The sequence below is a fragment of the Vibrio sp. MMG023 genome, assembly GCF_021654215.1.
GTDB classification, from domain to species: domain Bacteria; phylum Pseudomonadota; class Gammaproteobacteria; order Enterobacterales; family Vibrionaceae; genus Vibrio; species Vibrio jasicida.
Genome location: NZ_JAKFZP010000007.1, coordinates 38788 through 56499, shown reverse-complemented (window position 1 = coordinate 56499; position 17712 = coordinate 38788). Strand labels below are relative to the sequence as shown.

The following is a 17712-nucleotide window of genomic DNA, read 5'->3' as shown; positions in this document are numbered from 1 at the left end:
TAAAAATAAAGGCTAGGTTATGGTTACGATCAATACGTTCAGAAGGGCGGGGTTGTATTGCCTGATAGGAATGATGTCTTTGCTTGCCACCTCGGGTTGTAATGACTCTACCACTGAAACGACCACCTCATTAACGTCTCAAATCTCTCACCAACAAAGCTTGTCACTGAATGTCTCTAATCGAGTCGATGAGACAGAAATGTCCAATCTAGAACTGTTGTTTGTCTTCGATGTTGCCAACCAGAATGAGACGTTTGCCGTTCAGGTGCAAGATGTTCTGGGAAGAGAAGTGGCTGGTTTCCATCAGGGGGAAGCATTTCAAAGTAATGTCGTGGTAGTGCCCGAATCTGGCATTGTGCCATTCACATTCGATGTCGATAACGCCAGCGATGTGAATGGCGGTGTGGCTAAGATGGCTGTGATTGTGAGAGGGGATGGTTTTTTCTCTAACTCTCAAGTGTTTGATCTGACCCAAACCACGATGTCCGATAACTATTGGATTGAAATTGTTCCTAAGTCAGAAAAGGCTGAAGAGGCAACTACTTTTGCGGAAGAACGTGTTGACTTAGATGGTCACGTCACCAGTTCTCAAGTGGATGTCGCGACGGTTAGCAAAGATGACAGCACGGATGGAGGCAAAATCCTTGATGGCGCAACTGCCAAGTTATCGATTCCTGCCGGCACGGGGTTCATTGGTGAAGATGGGCAGCCTTTTACGCCTTTAGGAGAGGTTTCTATTTCGATGATGCTTTTTTCTGCGGATCCAAAAGGAATAGCTGATGATGAGAATAACCCGTTATATCTTTTCCCTGGTGGCTTATCACCAGATGGATTTGATGGAGAGCTCCCAAGCGATATTACCTCTCCTGACAGCGTGACCTTTATTTCTGCTGGTTTTGTTGCGATTGAGATTGGTGATGAGAGCGGCAACAAAGTGTCATCGTTTGATGGCGAAGGGGTTACCTTGGCATTTGAAGTTCCAAAATCCACGATAAATCCGCAAACAGGTGAACCGCTATCTTTGGATGACGGCACGATCCCTATTTGGAGCTATACCGACTCTACGGGTAAATGGCGCTATGAAGGTGATGCTGTCATAGAGCAAGAAAACGAAAACACCTTTACCGTCTCGAAACCAATCACTCACCTCTCATATTACAATCTGGATTGGTACGGACAAGATCGTTGTCAACTTGATGTCGACGTTGTGGATGCGAATGGCGACCCCAACAATCAAAAGTTGCGCCTCTCCTTTGCCAAAGCTGGTGGTGGTTGGGCTTATAAGCCTTCCGGGTGGGGCGATGACCCTGAAAAGTTAAACATCAATCGAGTGCCTGCCTTTGCTGGCCATTTTGATCTGCTCGACAGCCAAGGTAATAGCTTACTGGCGTCGATCGAAGTGGACGGTGAGGTCATTGAAGTAGCCGATGGTTCAGAAGGGCTCGATCTCGATGACTTCTGTTTTGGTGTCTCGAGTGACTCCACTAAATCGTTCAAGGCTACCTTGAATATTGTAAACCCTCCTCGTATTGATATCGAAACAGGGTTGTCATTAGTTTGCCCAATCGACGAAACGAAAACTCAGACAGTCGACTCCGGCTATTACTACTTATATTCCGGTTATTCTTATGAAAGTTCGGGTGAAGTAAATGGGGATAGCATTACGTTTTCCAACTTGGTTGAAGACGGGTTATATCGACTCTATTACTACGGTGGGCAGACTTGGGCACAAGTAGAATTTACCGCCAAAGCAGACACGACCACTATCTCACTTATGTCACTTCAATTGTGTGACAAAATTGACCAAGCCATTAAAACCCGCTTGGTATGTACCGACGACGATATGGCCGTCACGCGCTTTAAAGCAGCACCTGAAGCGTATTTTTGGATGTACAACCAAGACTATTCTCACTATTTATGGGGGAGAACAGACTCTGATGGTAACGCCACGCAAAGTGATGCGGTCGAGTCGATTGAGTACATGGGCTCAGCCTATTCTTACTTTGAGAACCGTTATTACTGGGGTGAACGTACAACCGCCACGACGAGCGCCGATAATGCGATCACTTTTGATATTCAGTTACCAAGCTCCAATGAATATTGTCTTGCCGAATTACCGATTGATTACCTTCAAACGTTCGTTTTTGCTGAGAACACAGAAGCGCTGGCAGACGGTGTCGCAGAAATCATTATTACCGTTCAGGAGCGCGATGAGTTTGGTACGGCTCGTGAATCGAATTCAGGTGATCTTACCTTGAGTGCTGAACCTGCTGAAGAGGTCATGATTTCTGGTGTTACTTCGAATGGTGATGGTACGTATAGCGCCAAGGTGACGTCTACAAAAGCGCAAGAAGTCGTTATCTCCGGTAAGATTGATGACAATGCCTTAGGAGGCTCTGCGACAGTAGAGTTTAGTCCTGTTGTTGATTTCTCAAATGCCGTCTTTAGTCGAGATAAAGCGTTCGCCAGTGCGGATGGTAGTGAGCAAATTAAGGTGACTGTACAACTCAAAGATGCGGATGGAAATGACTACACATCGTCTGGTGGTGACATCAAGTTTGGCGAGCTTTCTGGGTTAACTTTGAAGTCTTATCAAGATAATGACGATGGCACTTACACTGGCGTGTTCACCAGTGAAACGTCAAAAACTTTCAATATCACAGCATCGATTGCAGGTAGCGCACTATCTAGCAGCATAGATATCGAGTTTACGCCAGTGTTAGATACCAACAGCGCTGACTTCTCACTTGATAAGAGTTCAGCAAGCGCAGATGGTGTTGACGTTATTACCGTGACCTTGCAGCTAAAAGACAAAGAGGGGGATGATTACACCAGTTCTGGCGGTGCAGTCGTTTTTGATACACCAAATGGGTTAACTAAGTTCGACAGCCAAGATAATGGCGATGGCTCTTATACTGTGAAGTACAAAAGCTCTACGTCAGGCTCCTACACAGTGGGAGCTTCGCTAGACGGCAGTAAATTTGCTGAATCCATTTCCTTTGAATTTACTCCAGTTCTTGACCTCAGCAACACTGAATTTACTCGTGATAAAAGTTCTGCGAATGCCGACGGATCCGATGTGATCACAGTAACCATTCAATTGAAAGATACGGAAGGTAACAACTACACAAGTTCAGGCGGCACTCTTCAGCTCTCTATGCCAACAGGCGTTAGTTCCGTTACTTCTCAAGATAATGGTGATGGTACTTACACTGTGAGTTTCTCTAGCTCGAGTGCAGGTAACAAATTAATAGGAGTGTCGATTGGTGGCACCCAGTTATCCAGCTCTATTTCTTTGTCTTATGCTCAGGTCTTAAATCTGTCTGCTGCTGCATTCAGTCGTGATAAAGAATCCGCGAACGCAAATGGTAATGACCAGATTACCGTAACGGTTCAGCTAAAAGACACCAATGGTGCTGACTATACATCGTCTGCGGGGGAGATTTCATTCTCTGTGCCTAGTGGGGTAACGGAAGTATCAAAAATAGACAACGGTGATGGTTCGTATACGGCAGTCTTTACAACAGTAAACGCAGGTGCTTATACCTTTGGTGCGAGTATAGGTAACACTCAGTTGGCTAACGATGTTGAGCTCACTTTTAATGCCGTTATTGATTTATCGCAGTCGACATTGCAAGCCGATATCACCACTATTGCAGCAGATGGCAACAGTACTGCTCAGTTGACAGTCACGCTGAAAGACTACGCTGGCAATGCGTTTGTACCATCATCGAACAGTCCTGAACTCACGATTACAGCGGGTTCTGCTGATAAGACGGAATTAGTGAATGCTGGCGATGGGGTTTATACAAGCAGTATTAGCGCTAACGTTGCTGGAGAGGTCACTGTTACCGCGACCTATGACTCTGGAACCATTGGTACATCAAACCTCACATTTGAGGCGGTAGCGCCAAGCGCTTCTCAGTCTACCATCACGAGTGATATTTCCACCTTTGGTGTAGGAGGCGATCATAGTGCAGTTATAACGGTTGCTTTAAAGAAAGCTGATGGCAGTGCTTACACACAAAGCTACGGTGATTTGGTGTTGAGCCCAGAAGGCACGGGGCTAAGCTATGGCTCTCCTGTAGATAATGGTGATGGTACGTACACGGTGTCAGTTACTGCAGATACGGCTGGCAGTTATACCTTGAGTGCTGCTGTTGGGGATCTCTCATTGAGTAATTCGTTGTCTTTAACGGTTACCCAAGTCGATGCTGCAGAAAGTGTTGTAACACCTACGGAGTTAAATGATTCAGGTAATATCACAATCACGCTTAAAGATTCGAGTGGTACCGATTTAGGGCATGGAGGGCACAAAGTGACAGTAAGCTCTTACATTCTGACTGCGGGCGAGTTCGCTGAATTTAGTAATGTAGTTTTAGAAGATGCAGACTTTGAGATATATGCTGCAACTAGTGCCGCTGATAACGGAGATGGTAGCTACACCATTCCGGTTACCTGCCTGAAATCAACGGGTGTTAGAACATTTTCTGTAGAGCTTACAGCGGATAATGTTGTTATTGATAGCGTAGCTGTAACCTGCCCGTAAATCTCAGCCAGCACTAACAAAAATGCCACTCAACAATGAGTGGCATTTTTATGCTTCGTCACTGTTAGGTTTGTTTAATCTAAAGCGACCAATTCTTTCTCATGGGTGTTTTCGCCCACTTCATGACAGCAATGGTTGTGGTGATCCTCGTAGCCATCATACGCGCATTCGCCAATATTGTTTCTAGGACAGATAAGATAGTGACTTCTATCGATTAACTCTGTTTGACATATTGGACAGTACTTTTCCATAGCAACCTCCCACAACTAACGATTGAAAATTTCGTCCGTAGACACGAGTTCAAGGGTAATTTTAGACCCTAGATTATGACCGTGATGTGAAGGTTTTATGTGAGGATAAGTGTGCGTTCTCTGTCTTGACAAAGCTCTGACAGAAGGCGGAGTGAGGGGCCTTCTCGCATTTTCACTAGAAGTCTGATTTCAAAAGAAAAGGGGCGATTCAAAGCATCGTTTTATACTTGATGCTTTGCTGTATCAGACCATAATTTTGCAGCTTCTTTTAGAAGGCACATCACAAAGATATTTATCTTCATTTCGCGCAAAATTGTTGGAGTATTTGGGCTGTTTATAGGTGAGTTTTGAAGTTTTGGGTTTGGCAATATGTCAGGCAAGTAAAGCACAGATAAAAACAAGGTCAGCTGTAGAGCTGACCTTCTCTCTTGATAAGTTTATGAGGTTCAGTAGCTAAGCTCTTCTTTTGGAAATGTGCCTTCACCATTAGAAACGATAGCGTCTATTTGGATAGAAGCATCCATAAAGATTTCTGATACACCGATAACAGTGCACGCTGGAAGCTCTTTATCAAAGTAGCTCGCTAAAATATCCTCCACGACGTGCAAGTCGCTGATATCTTTTAGCTGAATATTCAGCTTCACGATGTCGTCCATTACATGATGTACGCTTTTTATGATGGCTTTGATGTTGTCGAGGCATTGCATGGTTTGCTCGCCTATGTCATTAGCAATGACTTCGCCACTCGACGGATGGATTGGCAGTTGTGCAGAAACGTTATTGTAATGCGAGAAGGCGACAGTTTGAGTTGAGAATTTGCTGACTGGTGCCGCCTCTGTGTTGTGGGCGCGAATCACAATCCCATGTCTATCTTCAACGGCTTGTGGTGGCGTTCCGTCCCCATGAGAAATCGTCGCGTCTATTTGCGCCAAGGCGTCCATTGGTAAGCCCTCAGCTTTGATGACAGTACGAGCGGGCACGTAGGCAACGCTTCTTGCTATCGCCGAGTCTGGAAAAAATGTGCTGTAGACTTGATTGACAGCAAAGGCATCGTCGAGATTTCTCAGATGGATATTGAGTTTAACAATGTCATCAAAAGGGACATCAATACTATTCAGTATGCTCTTGATGTTTTTTAAACATTGTCGAGTTTGCGCTTTGATCCCGCCTTCAGCAATATTGCCTGTTTCTGGTTCGATCGGCAGTTGTGCTGAAATGTGATTGTAATGTGAGAACGCAACACTTTGGCTCGACAGCAAACTGGCTGGGGCTTTTGCTGTGTTTCTTACCAGCTTGATCAGCTTGCAAGGTTCTTGAGGGTGTGTTCCTTCGCCGTTCGAAATCAGCGCGTCGATTTGAACTAAAGCGCCTTCCAAAGGCAGTGCAGCAACGGCAATTACGGTTCGAGTTGGAAGGTGGCTGATGAAGTATTGTTTATAAACCTCATCGACAGCATCCAGATCGGTCATAGATTTAAGATAAATCGTGATTTTAACGACGTCATTTAAGCTGTGCTCGATGCTATCCACGATTGATCTAATATTGCTTAAGCATTGCTTAGTTTGCTCTTTGATGCCCCCTTCCACTAACTTTTGGCTTTCTGGGTCAATCGGCAGTTGCGCTGAGATATTGTTGTAATGGGAGAAAGCCACCGATTGAGTTGAGCCGTCGTTGATTGGTGCATTTTCTGTATTTCTAGAGACTTTGATGATTTCGCCGTGCATTTCGAATGTTCTCCAATTCTGGCTGCTGTAGGAACGCTGTGGGTACGCTGATACAGGCAATAGATAGCCAGACCAACCGCTCAAAACAAAGGCAAGTCTGGCTATGTGTGCCAATTAAAAACGTTAGTTAGTGAATGAGATTGTTATAGGGTGCTGAGGAAGGTCAGGATTTTGTCTTCGTGACGTTTGATGGTTTCTTCGCTTGGTGTGATGGCATCTTTATGAGTGAAGTAAACCAAGATGGCCATTTGCGCCGTTAGACGGTTCTCTGCTTCGTCGAATGCCACAGAGTATTCACTTTCTAGCGCACCGCGAGTGACTTCCTCTTTGTCGTTTGCTGGTAAGCAGTGCAGAAGCATTGCTCCTGGCTTCGCTTTTGCCATAAGTTCTTCCGTGATCACGTAATCAGGCATGAAGGCAGCTAAGCGCTCCTCTTTCTCATCCATTTGAGTAACCCAGTAGAAGCTATCGCCGTAGACCACATCACAATCGCTGATTCGCTCTACATCATCAGTGATCTCAATATGACCGCCAGACTCTTTGCAGAACGATTCTGCAAGCTCGACCCATTCTGGTTCCATGTGGTATTTAACCGGCCCAATTTGTTTAAAGCCCATGCCGTATTTCGCACAAGTTAGCATCAATGAACGACATACATCGGTAGCGTCACCCATGAATGCCAACGTCAGTTCATTAAGCTGGCGACCATCAGTGATGTGCTCGCGAATGGTAAATAAGTCAGCCAGCATTTGTGTTGGATGGAAACGGGTATCTAGACCGTTGATAACCGGTACGGTAGACATGTTTAACAAACCATCCAGCGTTTCAGGACTGTTAGTTCGTGCCATGATCACATCACACATGCGTGACAAAACACGTGAGGTATCATCAATCGATTCTTTGCCACCAAGGTGGATGTCTTTTGGCGATAGGAACAAAGCGTGACCACCAAGTAGCGTAGCGGCAACTTCAAATGAAACGCGTGTGCGAGTTGAGCCGGCTTCGAAAATCATACCTACTGACTTTCCTTTGAACAGCTGTGGCACAGCATTATCTTTACGCGCTTGTTTTAGGTAGCTCATCAATTCCATCATGTTGTCCATTTCTCGGACTGAGAAATCTTTCATAGACACCATATGCTCAATGTTGGCTTTGTGCAGGTCAGTTGCACTTGAAGAAGGTAGTTTCATAATCATATTCCTATTTTCATTTGGGGCTTACCTAAGCTCGCCCCTTTTATTTTGAGTCGTTGGATTTGTATGGATTTAAACTTGAGGTACTTGTTGAGTAATGCAGTGGATGTTGCCGCCACCGAGCAAAATCTCACGAGCAGGCACACCGTTTACTTCATAGCCTGGGTAGAGATCCTCTAAGAGCGCAATCACCTCTGCGTCGTATCGCTTATCGAGTAGAGGTAGAACAATCTGGTTGTTCGTGATGAGATAGTTCGCGTATGAGGCGGCCAGACGCTCACCGGCTTCACGCTCCATCCCTTCGGCAATATCAATCCCTGCCGCTTCTTCTTTGGCCATGTACAAAGGTCCCGGCATTGGCAGCTTATGGACCTTGATTTTTCGGTCTTTCGCGTCTCTTTGATTTATTAGGCAGTCGTAGGCTTCACGACTGATTTCGTACTGCGGATCATTCGGGTCATCACACCAAGTCAAAACCACTTCTCCGGGTTTTACGATGTGGAGAATGTTATCGACGTGACCATTGGTTTCGTCGTTGTATAAGCCACGAGGCAACCAAACTATTTTCTCCACATTAAGGTGCTCACGGAGAATTTTGCTCAGATCTTCCTTGCTTAGATCTGGGTTACGGCTCTCGTCCAGTAGGCACTCTTCTGTGGTGTATAAAGTGCCGTCGCCATCGATGTGTATGGAGCCTCCTTCAAGTACAATTGGCGCTCTATAACGAGAATCAGCGGTAATTTCACACATTTTCTGTGCGACTTGGTCATCGCGTTTCCAAGGCCAGTAAAGGCCATCGACAAAGCCGCCCCAAGCATTGAATTCCCAGTCGACACCGCGACGTTCCCCCTCATCATTCACGACATAGCTCGCACCGATGTCGCGCATCCAAGAGTCATCGGTTGATACTTCAAGCACGCGGATATCGTCAGGTAACCGAGATACGGCATTGTCGTACTGATCCGCACTTACCAGCATGGTTACGGGGGTGGTTTGGTTGATTTGCTTTGCCACTTCAGCGAACACTTTTTGTGCCGGTTTTGCTCCGTTTCGCCAGTTGTCAGTGCGTTCTGGCCAAGCCATCCAGATTTCGCTATGAGGCTCTTGCTCGGCAGGCATTCTGAAGCCGTCTTGTTTTGGTGTGGTTTGTAATAGCTTTTTCATATCAATCTCCTGAATTACGCTTCAGCTTGTTGTTCCGTTTGTTGGTTTTTGCGTTTCAATGCGCCCAGTAAAATCCATTCACCAATCAAGATTGTCGCGATAACTCCGATGAGCACTGGCGCTGTGTAATTCCAGTCTGCGACGGTGAGGTCAAGTGCTTCTGGGAAGATGAAGAGCACCACGGCTTGAAGGATTACCAAGAAACACACAATTGATATGACGTATTGCGTACCCATGCCCCCCGGAACTTTGAATGGGCGCTCACGGTCGCCATCCACTAGGCGCAGTTTTAGGTATGCAGGGAACATGAACAGATAAGGCAATAAAAAAATGCAGCTTGAAAAGGCGAAGATGGACCAAAACAAGTCGTCATTACCTTGAGCAAATAGGGCGTATGACAAGATCACCACGGTAGAAACTGTGCCAGTGATATTGTTCGCACCCACTGGAGATCCCTTGTCCGACATTTTTGCTACAGCGGCTGGTAGTTCACCTTCTTGAGCGGCTTCGGCAGCAGCGCGACTTGCACCCATTGTCCAACTCACCATGTTGCCGATGAGCGTTAATAGTGCACAGACACCAAAGAAATACACCATGGCATTGCCCAATGGACCATCACCAAATAAGGTTTTAAATGTGTCGATTAACCCAGCGACCAGACCGATACTTTCAACAGGTAACGCCATCAGAATGCCAATCGTGCCGAAGATGTAGAGGAACGCAGTGATACCAATAGAAAGGAATACGGCTTTTGGCATATCACGCACGTCCTTCATCTCTTTCGTCATGGTTGCAACCAATTCGAAACCCATTAGGTTGAAGACAATAGCAGGAAGAAACGCAACCGCTGAGTCGAGAGTTGGCACCATGGCAGACAAAGAAAATTCGTTTGCGACGCCATGTTTCATTGCGTAAACAAAGCCCCCTACACCTAGCGTGCCGATCACTAAGATTTTTAGGATGGCGCCTACATTCGTGACCCAAACGCCAATGTCTGCCGATACGTTGCAAATCCACACGGTGAACCAAGTCAACGCAATGCAAATCGCTATTTGGCCCCACAACGATAGATCTGGCATGAATAGCTCGGCAAACATGCCTGCAAACATGATGTATACCGCTGGCATCCATAGACCGACGTTAATCCAATAAAACCAAGTTGTGCGTACGGCCCATTTGAAATTGAAGGCTTCTTTTACCCAGTCATAGATACCACCGTCGCCTGGGTAAGTTGTGCTTAACTCAGAAGTGATGAACCCATAGGGGATAACAAAAAAGATCAGCATTACAACCCACCAACCGATCGAGCTGACCCCTATACTTGCGGATGCGGTGAGTGTGTCGACCACCAGTACTGCACATAACGTAAATAGCGCAATACTCATGACCCCCATTTTTCCTTGAGTTTCGTTACTCATTGTTTCGCTCCTTAACTACTGAATATGGCAATTATTAAAAGTGAAATTTATGTAACGAACTTTGATGTGAACTTAATATCGGTATTGAGGAAACGAATTGCGGGAAAAATTAAAAGAACCTAGACATTTTATGAGGAAAAAAACACTAATCGCAAAATAGTTGTTCTTGATCAATTTATTAATTTCAGAATTTTCTTACTCATTAAAAATCTAAAACACATTCGAGATCACATATCGGTTTTTAAACTATTAATAATGAAAATTACGTGACGTCAACTTCATTTTCTATGCCAATTATTGAATAGGAATTGAACTGTGATTTTTATCTCCAACCATAAAATTCCAATTAAATACAGTTAGGCCAGTCTAATCTGACATCATTTATTTATATTTGGAGATTTCGATATGTCAAAACCGATTATTGTTGTTGCTGTTGGAGGGAATGCTTTATTGCAACGTGGTGAGATCATGAGCTGCGAGAACCAACAAAAAAGCATTGCGCAGACGGCGAGTTCATTGGCTGAATTGAGTAAAAACTATCGTTTAGTTATTGTGCATGGTAATGGTCCTCAAGTCGGCTTACTTTCCCTACAAAACAACGCTTATAAAGATTGCCCTCCCTATCCATTTGATGTGCTTGGCGCAGAAACACAAGGCATGATTGGGTATTTGATTCAGCAAGGTCTCAATGCTGCAATTGAAGATCGTTACACGACGACGATACTTACGCGAATTGTCGTCGATGAAAACGACCCTGCCGTTGTGGACCCTTCCAAGTTCATTGGTCCTGTTTACACTGAGGATCAAGCAAAACAACTTGCCGAGGAAAATCACTGGGTTGTGAAACCTGATGGTGCGCATTGGCGTCGTGTCGTCCCTTCTCCTAAGCCACAAGAGATCTTAGAAATCAAAGCAATCAAAGACTTACTCGAAAAAGAACACTTGATCATTTGTGGCGGCGGCGGCGGTGCTCCAGTAATCGAAAAAGACGGGGCGTATGTAGGTTTTGAAGCGGTTATTGATAAGGACATGACTGCGGCACTAATTGCAGAACAAATTGGGGCGGAGCATTTGCTGATTCTGACAGATGGCACCCACGTTTGTCTCAACTGGGGAACACCACAAGAGCAAAAGCTAAAGAATGTGACCATTGAGCAAATGAAGCAATATTCTTTCCCTGCAGGATCGATGGGACCGAAAGTCGACGCATGCTGCCAGTTTGTTGAGAAAACAGGACAAAGTGGTCATATAGGTGATTTATCTTTTGCGTTAGAAATCATTGAAGGGAAGTCTGGTACACATATACAACCATAATATGCAAATAAGTTAATTCACAAATCAATAAGGTCGCATGTCAAAGTTACGGTCGTTTTTGGCGGACATTGATAGTGTGACCTTATATATTAGGTTTTAATTAAAATTTGGAAGGACAACATCACGATGCGAAAAGTTAGTACAGAAACAAAATTGTTGAAAATTAACGAAGCAGTTGTCCGTTTGATGGAGAGGCGAGAAGCGACGGATATTTCGATGTACGACGTTGCTAAAGAATGCGGAATGGCAACGTCAACGGTTTATCATCATTATCCAAATATAGAAAACTTATTTCATAACTTATTGGAAAATGTTTTCTCTGATTTTGATTTATTACTCGAGCAGTGTATTGATGAAGAAAAGATTGTCCATTGGAGCGATATTAATCGAATGATAGAAACGGCTTATGTGAATTATTATAATAACAATCCTATTGCCAAAAAATTGATATTGGGTCGACATACGTTTGCAGAGTTAGGTCACGCCGATACAGAACACGATCTTGAATTAGGGTATCAAGTTGAGATGATTTATCGCCAGTTCTTCGACATTCCTCAGCTACCTCAACCGATTAATATTTTTGCTATATCCCTGCAAGTTGCCGACAAAATCTATTCTCTCTCTTACCGCAAATATGGCTACATCACCCCAGAACTGGCTAAAGAAGCCCTTCGCCTATCTGAGTCCTATCTTCAGCTTTACATCCCGCCAATTTGTCAAAAGGTTGATTTTCATCCGTACTGAAGCAAAGCAGAGATAAACACAAGGTCAGCTGCTGGGCTGACCTTATTGGTTTAACATGCCTCAGCGTGATGTTCTTGTTGAAAGCGAGAATCTTGCTTTGAATGTTTCGGTACAAAACAGAGCTTGTCAGCAGACATCTTCAAACCATTTTGCATTTTGATATGAGTGACGGCCCAAATCACGCAACCATGAGGAAGGTTGAACAGCGAACGGGTTTGAGTGAAAAGGACGCCATCATCATAAGCGGGTGTAACGTTGATAGCTTTACCTTGCCATGCCTGACGAACGCTTTTCACATCAATGTTAGGCACAATCAATGAGAGCATTTCGGGTTCTACATCCTTGACGACCTTTAGGCAAATGCGGCAGCCGTCGTAGTATTGTTCAACCCAAACTTTATGGGGAATGCTTTGGTCAACCCAGTCTAACTGCAGTATGTGTTCCATGGTTTATTCCTCAAGTAGATCCAACAAAGGCAGCGCCGAGACACTGCCTAGTTAGGTGGGTAAAAGGTTATTCGTAACTTAGACCGTGACCGAATTCGTACAAGGTGTCTGCGTCGTCATAACCTGGGTAGTCAGAGTGCTGGTTCAAAATCGCTTGCGCGCTGTTTGCCAGTGCAAATGGAAGCTTGCCTTGAGGAGCGAAGTTGCCAGAAAGGACTTCCATTAAGTTGCTGTCTGATACACCGAAGGTGGCTAAGATTGCACCCGACTTTTTCATGTTACTTGCATCATCCAATACAAACGGTTGACGGAAGTTAATTGAAAGCACGGTATTCTCTGCGCCAATTTCATTCATGACGGCTTGGATATCGGTCAGACTTGGCTCAATTTTCCAAGATGCTGCGGTTGCCATTTGACTGAATGCCAGCAGGTCGAGTTCATCTGGGTTTGCACCACCAAAGATAAGCTCAGGATCCGCACCTTCATTGGAGACGCGAACGCGAATAACGGCGTAATCAGTGCCTGCTGGTACTGGTGGGCGAGCTTTGCCATCTTCATAATCACCAGACGTTACATCAAAGCCAAAACGCTCGTCACCAGCGATGGTTTCATCCATACCCATCACATAGAGCGAAACTGCTTTGTCGGCGTTTGGTTTGGCTAGAGGCAATGTCTTGTCTGTGTTTTGCAGCAGGACCACGGATTTCTTCTGAGCGTAGTCTGCACGTTCTTGATGTTCGGCGTTGCCTAAGATTTCTTGGGCTTTATCGACGTCCACATACGTGTTCTCAAACAAACCAAGTTGGAACTGCTCTTTGACTAAGCGAGTCACTGAAAGATCGACGCGCTCTTCGTCAATCAGTCCTTTGTTGACCAGATTTACGATGACGTCTTTATCGTTAAAGCCAGAGAGAACGTCGACGCCAGCTTCGATTACCATCGCAACTTGTTCGTCGATGGTTTTATCTTCCACACCCCATGCTCGGTCGCCGATGATACCGGTATCGGAGTTTACGTTGCCGGTATAGCCCAGCTCACCACGCAGCAGATCGGTCACGATACCTTTAGAGAAGGACATGCCTACATCATTTGGCATCCACTTTTGATCTACTGGTATACCGTAGTAAGGCATGATCGAAGAGGCGCCAGCATCAATCGCGGCAATAAACGGGATCAAGTGGTAATCAAAGTTGTCTTTTGGATAGACTTGGTTTTGCCCAAAGTCGTAGTGAGGGTCACCGCCGTTTTCTTGAGGACCACCACCAGGGAAGTGTTTGATCGTAAGGGCGATACTGTCTTGGTCAATGGCTCCACCACCTTGTAGACCGTTGATCAAAGAGCGCATGATATCTGCCGCAAGATCCGCGTCTTCTGTAAAGGTTTCATGTACGCGGTACCAACGAGGCTCTGTCGCCAAATCCATCATGTAGCCATACATACTGCGTAAACCAATCGACGACCATTCTTCATTCATGATGCCCGCAAACTCTTCAATCAGCGCCATATCGCGAGTAGCTGCAAGTCCAGCTTCTTTTGGCCAGGCCGAGAATGCACCCGAAGAGACGTTGATACCCGCTTTTGCAGATGGGTCGATATGGTTACGTGCATTGGACTTAAATAGCGCTGGGATACCCATTCGGGTTTTCTCTCTCAGCTCTTGAACGCTGTTCATAAAGGTTGCGGCTTCTTTAGGCGAAATCTGGCAGCCTGAGCGTCCGCTGTCGCAGTTTGGTGCGTTTTCTGGTGTTTCCACCACGCTGTTACGGAAGATAAAACGTGTCATTTGAGCATCGGCGATCATGTCCTGACCTTTGCTTGTCACGACACCGCCTTCACCGGAGTTGAGTGTGTCGATAAGCATCATGCCGGCTTTCTCTTCAAGCGTCATTCGGCTAACAAGATCGGCGGCACGCTCTACCGGTGTTAGACGCCAATCCTCGAACGGTTCTAACGTCCCGTTGCCATTGGAGTCTCTAAATTGATAACCATCAACGCTGAGCACGTCGTGCACTCGAGAGAAGACTTCTGGTTGAAGATAGTTGCTGTCATCGTCGGATGAATTACACCCTGCGAGAACAAGCGCCACTGCGATAGGAGTGAGTTGGGTAAGACGTTTCATGTCGCTGTCCTAATGTTGGTATAGTTGTTTGTTCAAGACCAATATTAGTAATTAGCGATGTTTTGGTTAACCAAAATTAATTAAACTAAAGATTTGGATCACCATATTTTTTAATTAGGTGATTAAACTCAATATATAATTAAAAATAGGTTGACCAAATTAAATTTGAGCTTGATTTTGTAGTCTGTTTGTTTTTATTTAAGTTCTTTAAAATCAATGCTTTACGTTTGTGTTATGTCGCTTCCAAATTCTATGTAACGCTATGGTTGTTATTGTTTACTCCAAAATTATTACCAGGTGAGAAAAAGCGCTAAATACATTAATCCTGATTTAAAGTTTGTGTCTGGTTATTATTTTTACTCGATTGATACAAGCGATATATGGTCAGTAAGTTGGTGATGATAAAAGTACTCTCGACCAATGAGCCACCGACCGAGCCAAGCCAAATATTGTGGCTGACCCAGCAGAAGGAATTAAACAAAATTAAGCTGCGTAGAGTGATGCCTTGTTTAGAAAAGAGCGCCCAAGTGGCGACGGACGATCCGATTACCGTGAGTAGCTCAAAAAAGTGAGTGATGTTTGGCAGGGTCATTAGCCACATAAGAGCAATGAAGAACCACATCACTTTGCGTGACTGGGTTTTGATTGAGGCAAAACTGCGAATGCCATTAATGATCACGCCAATGGCTGCGACGGTTGCGCCCATTAAAGTAAAGTGAATACCCATGATGAAACAAAACACCATCATCTGATAGCGAAAGCGCATGTCGTCTTTTTGCCAGAATGCCATTACGCCAACCATAAACGCGATGCCACCAATGCTTTGTGCTAACCAGTTTTCCATTTATTTCCCTAGAATGTTGCGGAGTCATCTCGTTAAGTGAGTAAGCTAATGAGCATCCTTCAAAGTTACCGCCCTTATAGAGTTTGATTCACTCTGTGAGTAGATCCTGAATCACGCTCGTGCCTCGCTTTTCAGGATGACGAATAGGGAGATATTTATCATATCGTCATTCCTACGAGCCTAGGCGAGATCAGGAATCTACTTACCGCGATAACCCAATCAATTGAGCCATGCTTTGAATGAATCAGCCCTCCACAAAGGGAGGGCTGGGCACTTTATCTAAGTCGCTAAGGGGTTACCTAAGAGCCTTGAGGCTACTTACGAATCATTACTCATTCACAAGCGCTACTGCTTCGCGAGTCAGGCGTGCAAGCTCCTCCCAGTTGCCCGCTTCGATCAGTTTCTTGTCTACCATCCACGTACCACCACATGCCAATACGCGCGGGATAGCTAAGTAATCTTTGATGTTCGCAGGGTTAATGCCACCAGTAGGCATCAGTTCGATGTCGGTGTATGGCGCAAGCAGTGATTTCACCATGTTGATGCCGCCAGAGGCTTCGGCAGGGAAGAACTTTAAGGTGGTTAATCCCATTTCCAGCGCAGCTTCAACTGTACTTGGGTTGTTTACACCCGGTACGATATCAATCCCGATTTCTTGGCACGCTTTAACGGTATTTGGGTTGAAGCCAGGCGATACAATAAAGGTTGCGCCAGCTTCTTTTGCAGCAATTGCTTGCTCGCGGTTTAGCACCGTACCTGCGCCAATCAGCATGTCTGGCTGGGTTTCACGCAGTAGGCGAATCGCTTCTGCAGCCGCTGCTGAACGGAAGGTGATTTCAGCCGCTGGTAGTCCATTTTCTGCCAGTACTTTACCCAATGGGATAATGTCTTCTGCTTTATCAATGGCGATAACAGGGATGACTTTCAGAGCTTTCAATTGTTCTTTAATGCTAGACATGAGTGTTCCTTAAACGACGCCAAGCGCCGGTTGTGTGAATGCTTTGGGAATGATGGCACCGCGATGTTGAATCACAGCACCTGCCAGTACGTTGCCTCTTTGACATGAGGTCGCTAGATCGGCGCCAGCAAGGTATGCCGATAAAAAGCCACCATTGAATGAGTCGCCCGCCGATGTGGTGTCCACCACTTGAGCGACAGGTTGGGTTGGCACGGCTTGTGGAGCCAGAGCCGCGCTCGAACCCTGATTTGTTGAGTCTTGAACTAAGCAGCCATCTGCGCCGAGCTTGACGATGCATTTGACCACGCCAAGAGAGGTAAGGCGTTCAATGGTTTGCTCTGGTGTTTCGTCACCCCAGATCAATTGCTCATCATCAAAAGTCACCAAGGCAACGTCCGTCAGTTGATACATGGCTTGGTACACGTTCTTGACGGTTTGATTATCGTCTTGAGGCCATAGTGCTGGGCGGAAGTTACTATCAAACGCGATTTCAACGCCTTGGGCTTTAAGTTCGACCAATAAGTTGAGCAGTGAAATTCTGTCTTCTTCTGGCAAGATGGCTAAAGAGATGCCGCTGAGAAACACCGCATCTACTTGAGTTAATGCTTGCTTAACCAGTCCAAAGTTTGGATGTTGAAGTAGGTAACGTGCTGCTGATTGATTGCGCCAATATAGGAACGTACGCTCGCCTTGGTCATCAAGCTGAATCAAGTACAAACCCGGCGTGCGAATCTCATCGCGCAGCACTAAATCTGTTGAGACGCCTTCGTCTTCCCAGCGAGTCAGCATGCCCGTACTGATTGGGTCATTGCCAAGCGCCGTAACGTAAGAGACTTTAACTTCATCAGGTTTGCTATTGGCTTCGCAGCCGCGGCTCAAATAAACCGCAGCGTTGAGCGTATCCCCACCAAATGTTTGATGCATTGAGCCGAACGGTTTGCCATTCAGCTCAATCATACATTCACCAATAATGGCGATGTGCTTCATT

12 protein-coding genes are annotated in these 17712 nt (G+C 45.4%); 3 read left to right on the top strand and 9 right to left on the bottom strand.

What is annotated here, in order from left to right:
* Window positions 1-19 precede the first annotated feature (19 nt).
* Window positions 20-4549, top strand: coding sequence for an Ig-like domain-containing protein (locus L1076_RS21270; RefSeq protein WP_237304415.1), 4530 nt, complete (start codon window positions 20-22; stop codon window positions 4547-4549).
* 697 nt (window positions 4550-5246) lie between these two features.
* Here L1076_RS21270 and L1076_RS21265 read toward each other — a convergent pair.
* The 4 genes from L1076_RS21265 to L1076_RS21250 form a co-directional block, all read right to left on the bottom strand.
* Entirely contained in the window at window positions 5247-6524 is a 1278-nt protein-coding gene (locus tag L1076_RS21265) for a RidA family protein (RefSeq protein ID WP_237304508.1), read from the bottom strand.
* Window positions 6525-6667: 143 nt separating this feature from the next.
* A complete protein-coding gene (gene argF, locus L1076_RS21260; protein ID WP_009706650.1) occupies window positions 6668-7714 on the bottom strand; it encodes an ornithine carbamoyltransferase in 1047 nt (348 codons plus the stop codon).
* Between the two features lie 75 nt (window positions 7715-7789).
* Window positions 7790-8881: an agmatine deiminase gene (gene aguA / locus L1076_RS21255; RefSeq protein ID WP_237304414.1), complete on the bottom strand. Its 1092-nt coding sequence runs from the start codon at window positions 8879-8881 to the stop codon at window positions 7790-7792.
* A gap of 14 nt (window positions 8882-8895) precedes the next feature.
* Complete coding sequence (locus L1076_RS21250; protein WP_038871529.1) at window positions 8896-10299, bottom strand: APC family permease; 1404 nt, start codon at window positions 10297-10299, stop codon at window positions 8896-8898.
* Window positions 10300-10704: 405 nt separating this feature from the next.
* Between L1076_RS21250 and arcC the strand changes: the two genes are divergently transcribed.
* Together arcC and L1076_RS21240 are read left to right on the top strand one after the other, a co-directional pair.
* Window positions 10705-11613, top strand: coding sequence for a carbamate kinase (gene arcC / locus L1076_RS21245; protein ID WP_038871527.1), 909 nt, complete (start codon window positions 10705-10707; stop codon window positions 11611-11613).
* Window positions 11614-11739: 126 nt separating this feature from the next.
* Window positions 11740-12357, top strand: a complete 618-nt coding sequence (locus L1076_RS21240; protein WP_038871524.1) for a TetR/AcrR family transcriptional regulator — start codon at window positions 11740-11742, stop codon at window positions 12355-12357.
* A 50-nt stretch (window positions 12358-12407) separates the two neighbouring features.
* Here the strand turns inward: L1076_RS21240 and L1076_RS21235 are convergent, their stop codons facing one another.
* The 5 genes from L1076_RS21235 to L1076_RS21215 form a co-directional block, all read right to left on the bottom strand.
* Window positions 12408-12803 (bottom strand): hypothetical protein, encoded by a 396-nt coding sequence (locus L1076_RS21235; RefSeq protein WP_005429015.1) that lies wholly within the window; start codon window positions 12801-12803, stop codon window positions 12408-12410.
* Between the two features lie 67 nt (window positions 12804-12870).
* Complete coding sequence (locus L1076_RS21230; protein WP_045406584.1) at window positions 12871-14922, bottom strand: glycoside hydrolase family 3 N-terminal domain-containing protein; 2052 nt, start codon at window positions 14920-14922, stop codon at window positions 12871-12873.
* A gap of 319 nt (window positions 14923-15241) precedes the next feature.
* Window positions 15242-15766: a YgjV family protein gene (locus tag L1076_RS21225; protein ID WP_045406585.1), complete on the bottom strand. Its 525-nt coding sequence runs from the start codon at window positions 15764-15766 to the stop codon at window positions 15242-15244.
* A gap of 328 nt (window positions 15767-16094) precedes the next feature.
* The gene (locus L1076_RS21220) at window positions 16095-16724 is read right to left on the bottom strand and encodes a bifunctional 4-hydroxy-2-oxoglutarate aldolase/2-dehydro-3-deoxy-phosphogluconate aldolase (RefSeq protein ID WP_005429019.1); all 630 of its coding nucleotides are present in this window, start codon (window positions 16722-16724) and stop codon (window positions 16095-16097) included.
* A 9-nt stretch (window positions 16725-16733) separates the two neighbouring features.
* The gene (locus L1076_RS21215) at window positions 16734-17711 is read right to left on the bottom strand and encodes a sugar kinase (RefSeq protein WP_045382961.1); all 978 of its coding nucleotides are present in this window, start codon (window positions 17709-17711) and stop codon (window positions 16734-16736) included.
* Window position 17712: the final 1 nt, after the last annotated feature.

Bases quoted from the DNA above. Each gene is read 5' to 3' on its own strand.
- L1076_RS21270 (WP_237304415.1), top strand. From the start codon at position 20: ATGGTTACGATCAATACGTTCAGAAGGGCGGGGTTGTATTGCCTGATA.
- L1076_RS21265 (WP_237304508.1), bottom strand. From the start codon at position 6,524: ATGCACGGCGAAATCATCAAAGTCTCTAGAAATACAGAAAATGCACCA.
- argF (WP_009706650.1), bottom strand. From the start codon at position 7,714: ATGAAACTACCTTCTTCAAGTGCAACTGACCTGCACAAAGCCAACATT.
- aguA (WP_237304414.1), bottom strand. From the start codon at position 8,881: ATGAAAAAGCTATTACAAACCACACCAAAACAAGACGGCTTCAGAATG.
- L1076_RS21250 (WP_038871529.1), bottom strand. From the start codon at position 10,299: ATGAGTAACGAAACTCAAGGAAAAATGGGGGTCATGAGTATTGCGCTA.
- arcC (WP_038871527.1), top strand. From the start codon at position 10,705: ATGTCAAAACCGATTATTGTTGTTGCTGTTGGAGGGAATGCTTTATTG.
- L1076_RS21240 (WP_038871524.1), top strand. From the start codon at position 11,740: ATGCGAAAAGTTAGTACAGAAACAAAATTGTTGAAAATTAACGAAGCA.
- L1076_RS21235 (WP_005429015.1), bottom strand. From the start codon at position 12,803: ATGGAACACATACTGCAGTTAGACTGGGTTGACCAAAGCATTCCCCAT.
- L1076_RS21230 (WP_045406584.1), bottom strand. From the start codon at position 14,922: ATGAAACGTCTTACCCAACTCACTCCTATCGCAGTGGCGCTTGTTCTC.
- L1076_RS21225 (WP_045406585.1), bottom strand. From the start codon at position 15,766: ATGGAAAACTGGTTAGCACAAAGCATTGGTGGCATCGCGTTTATGGTT.
- L1076_RS21220 (WP_005429019.1), bottom strand. From the start codon at position 16,724: ATGTCTAGCATTAAAGAACAATTGAAAGCTCTGAAAGTCATCCCTGTT.
- L1076_RS21215 (WP_045382961.1), bottom strand. From the start codon at position 17,711: ATGAAGCACATCGCCATTATTGGTGAATGTATGATTGAGCTGAATGGC.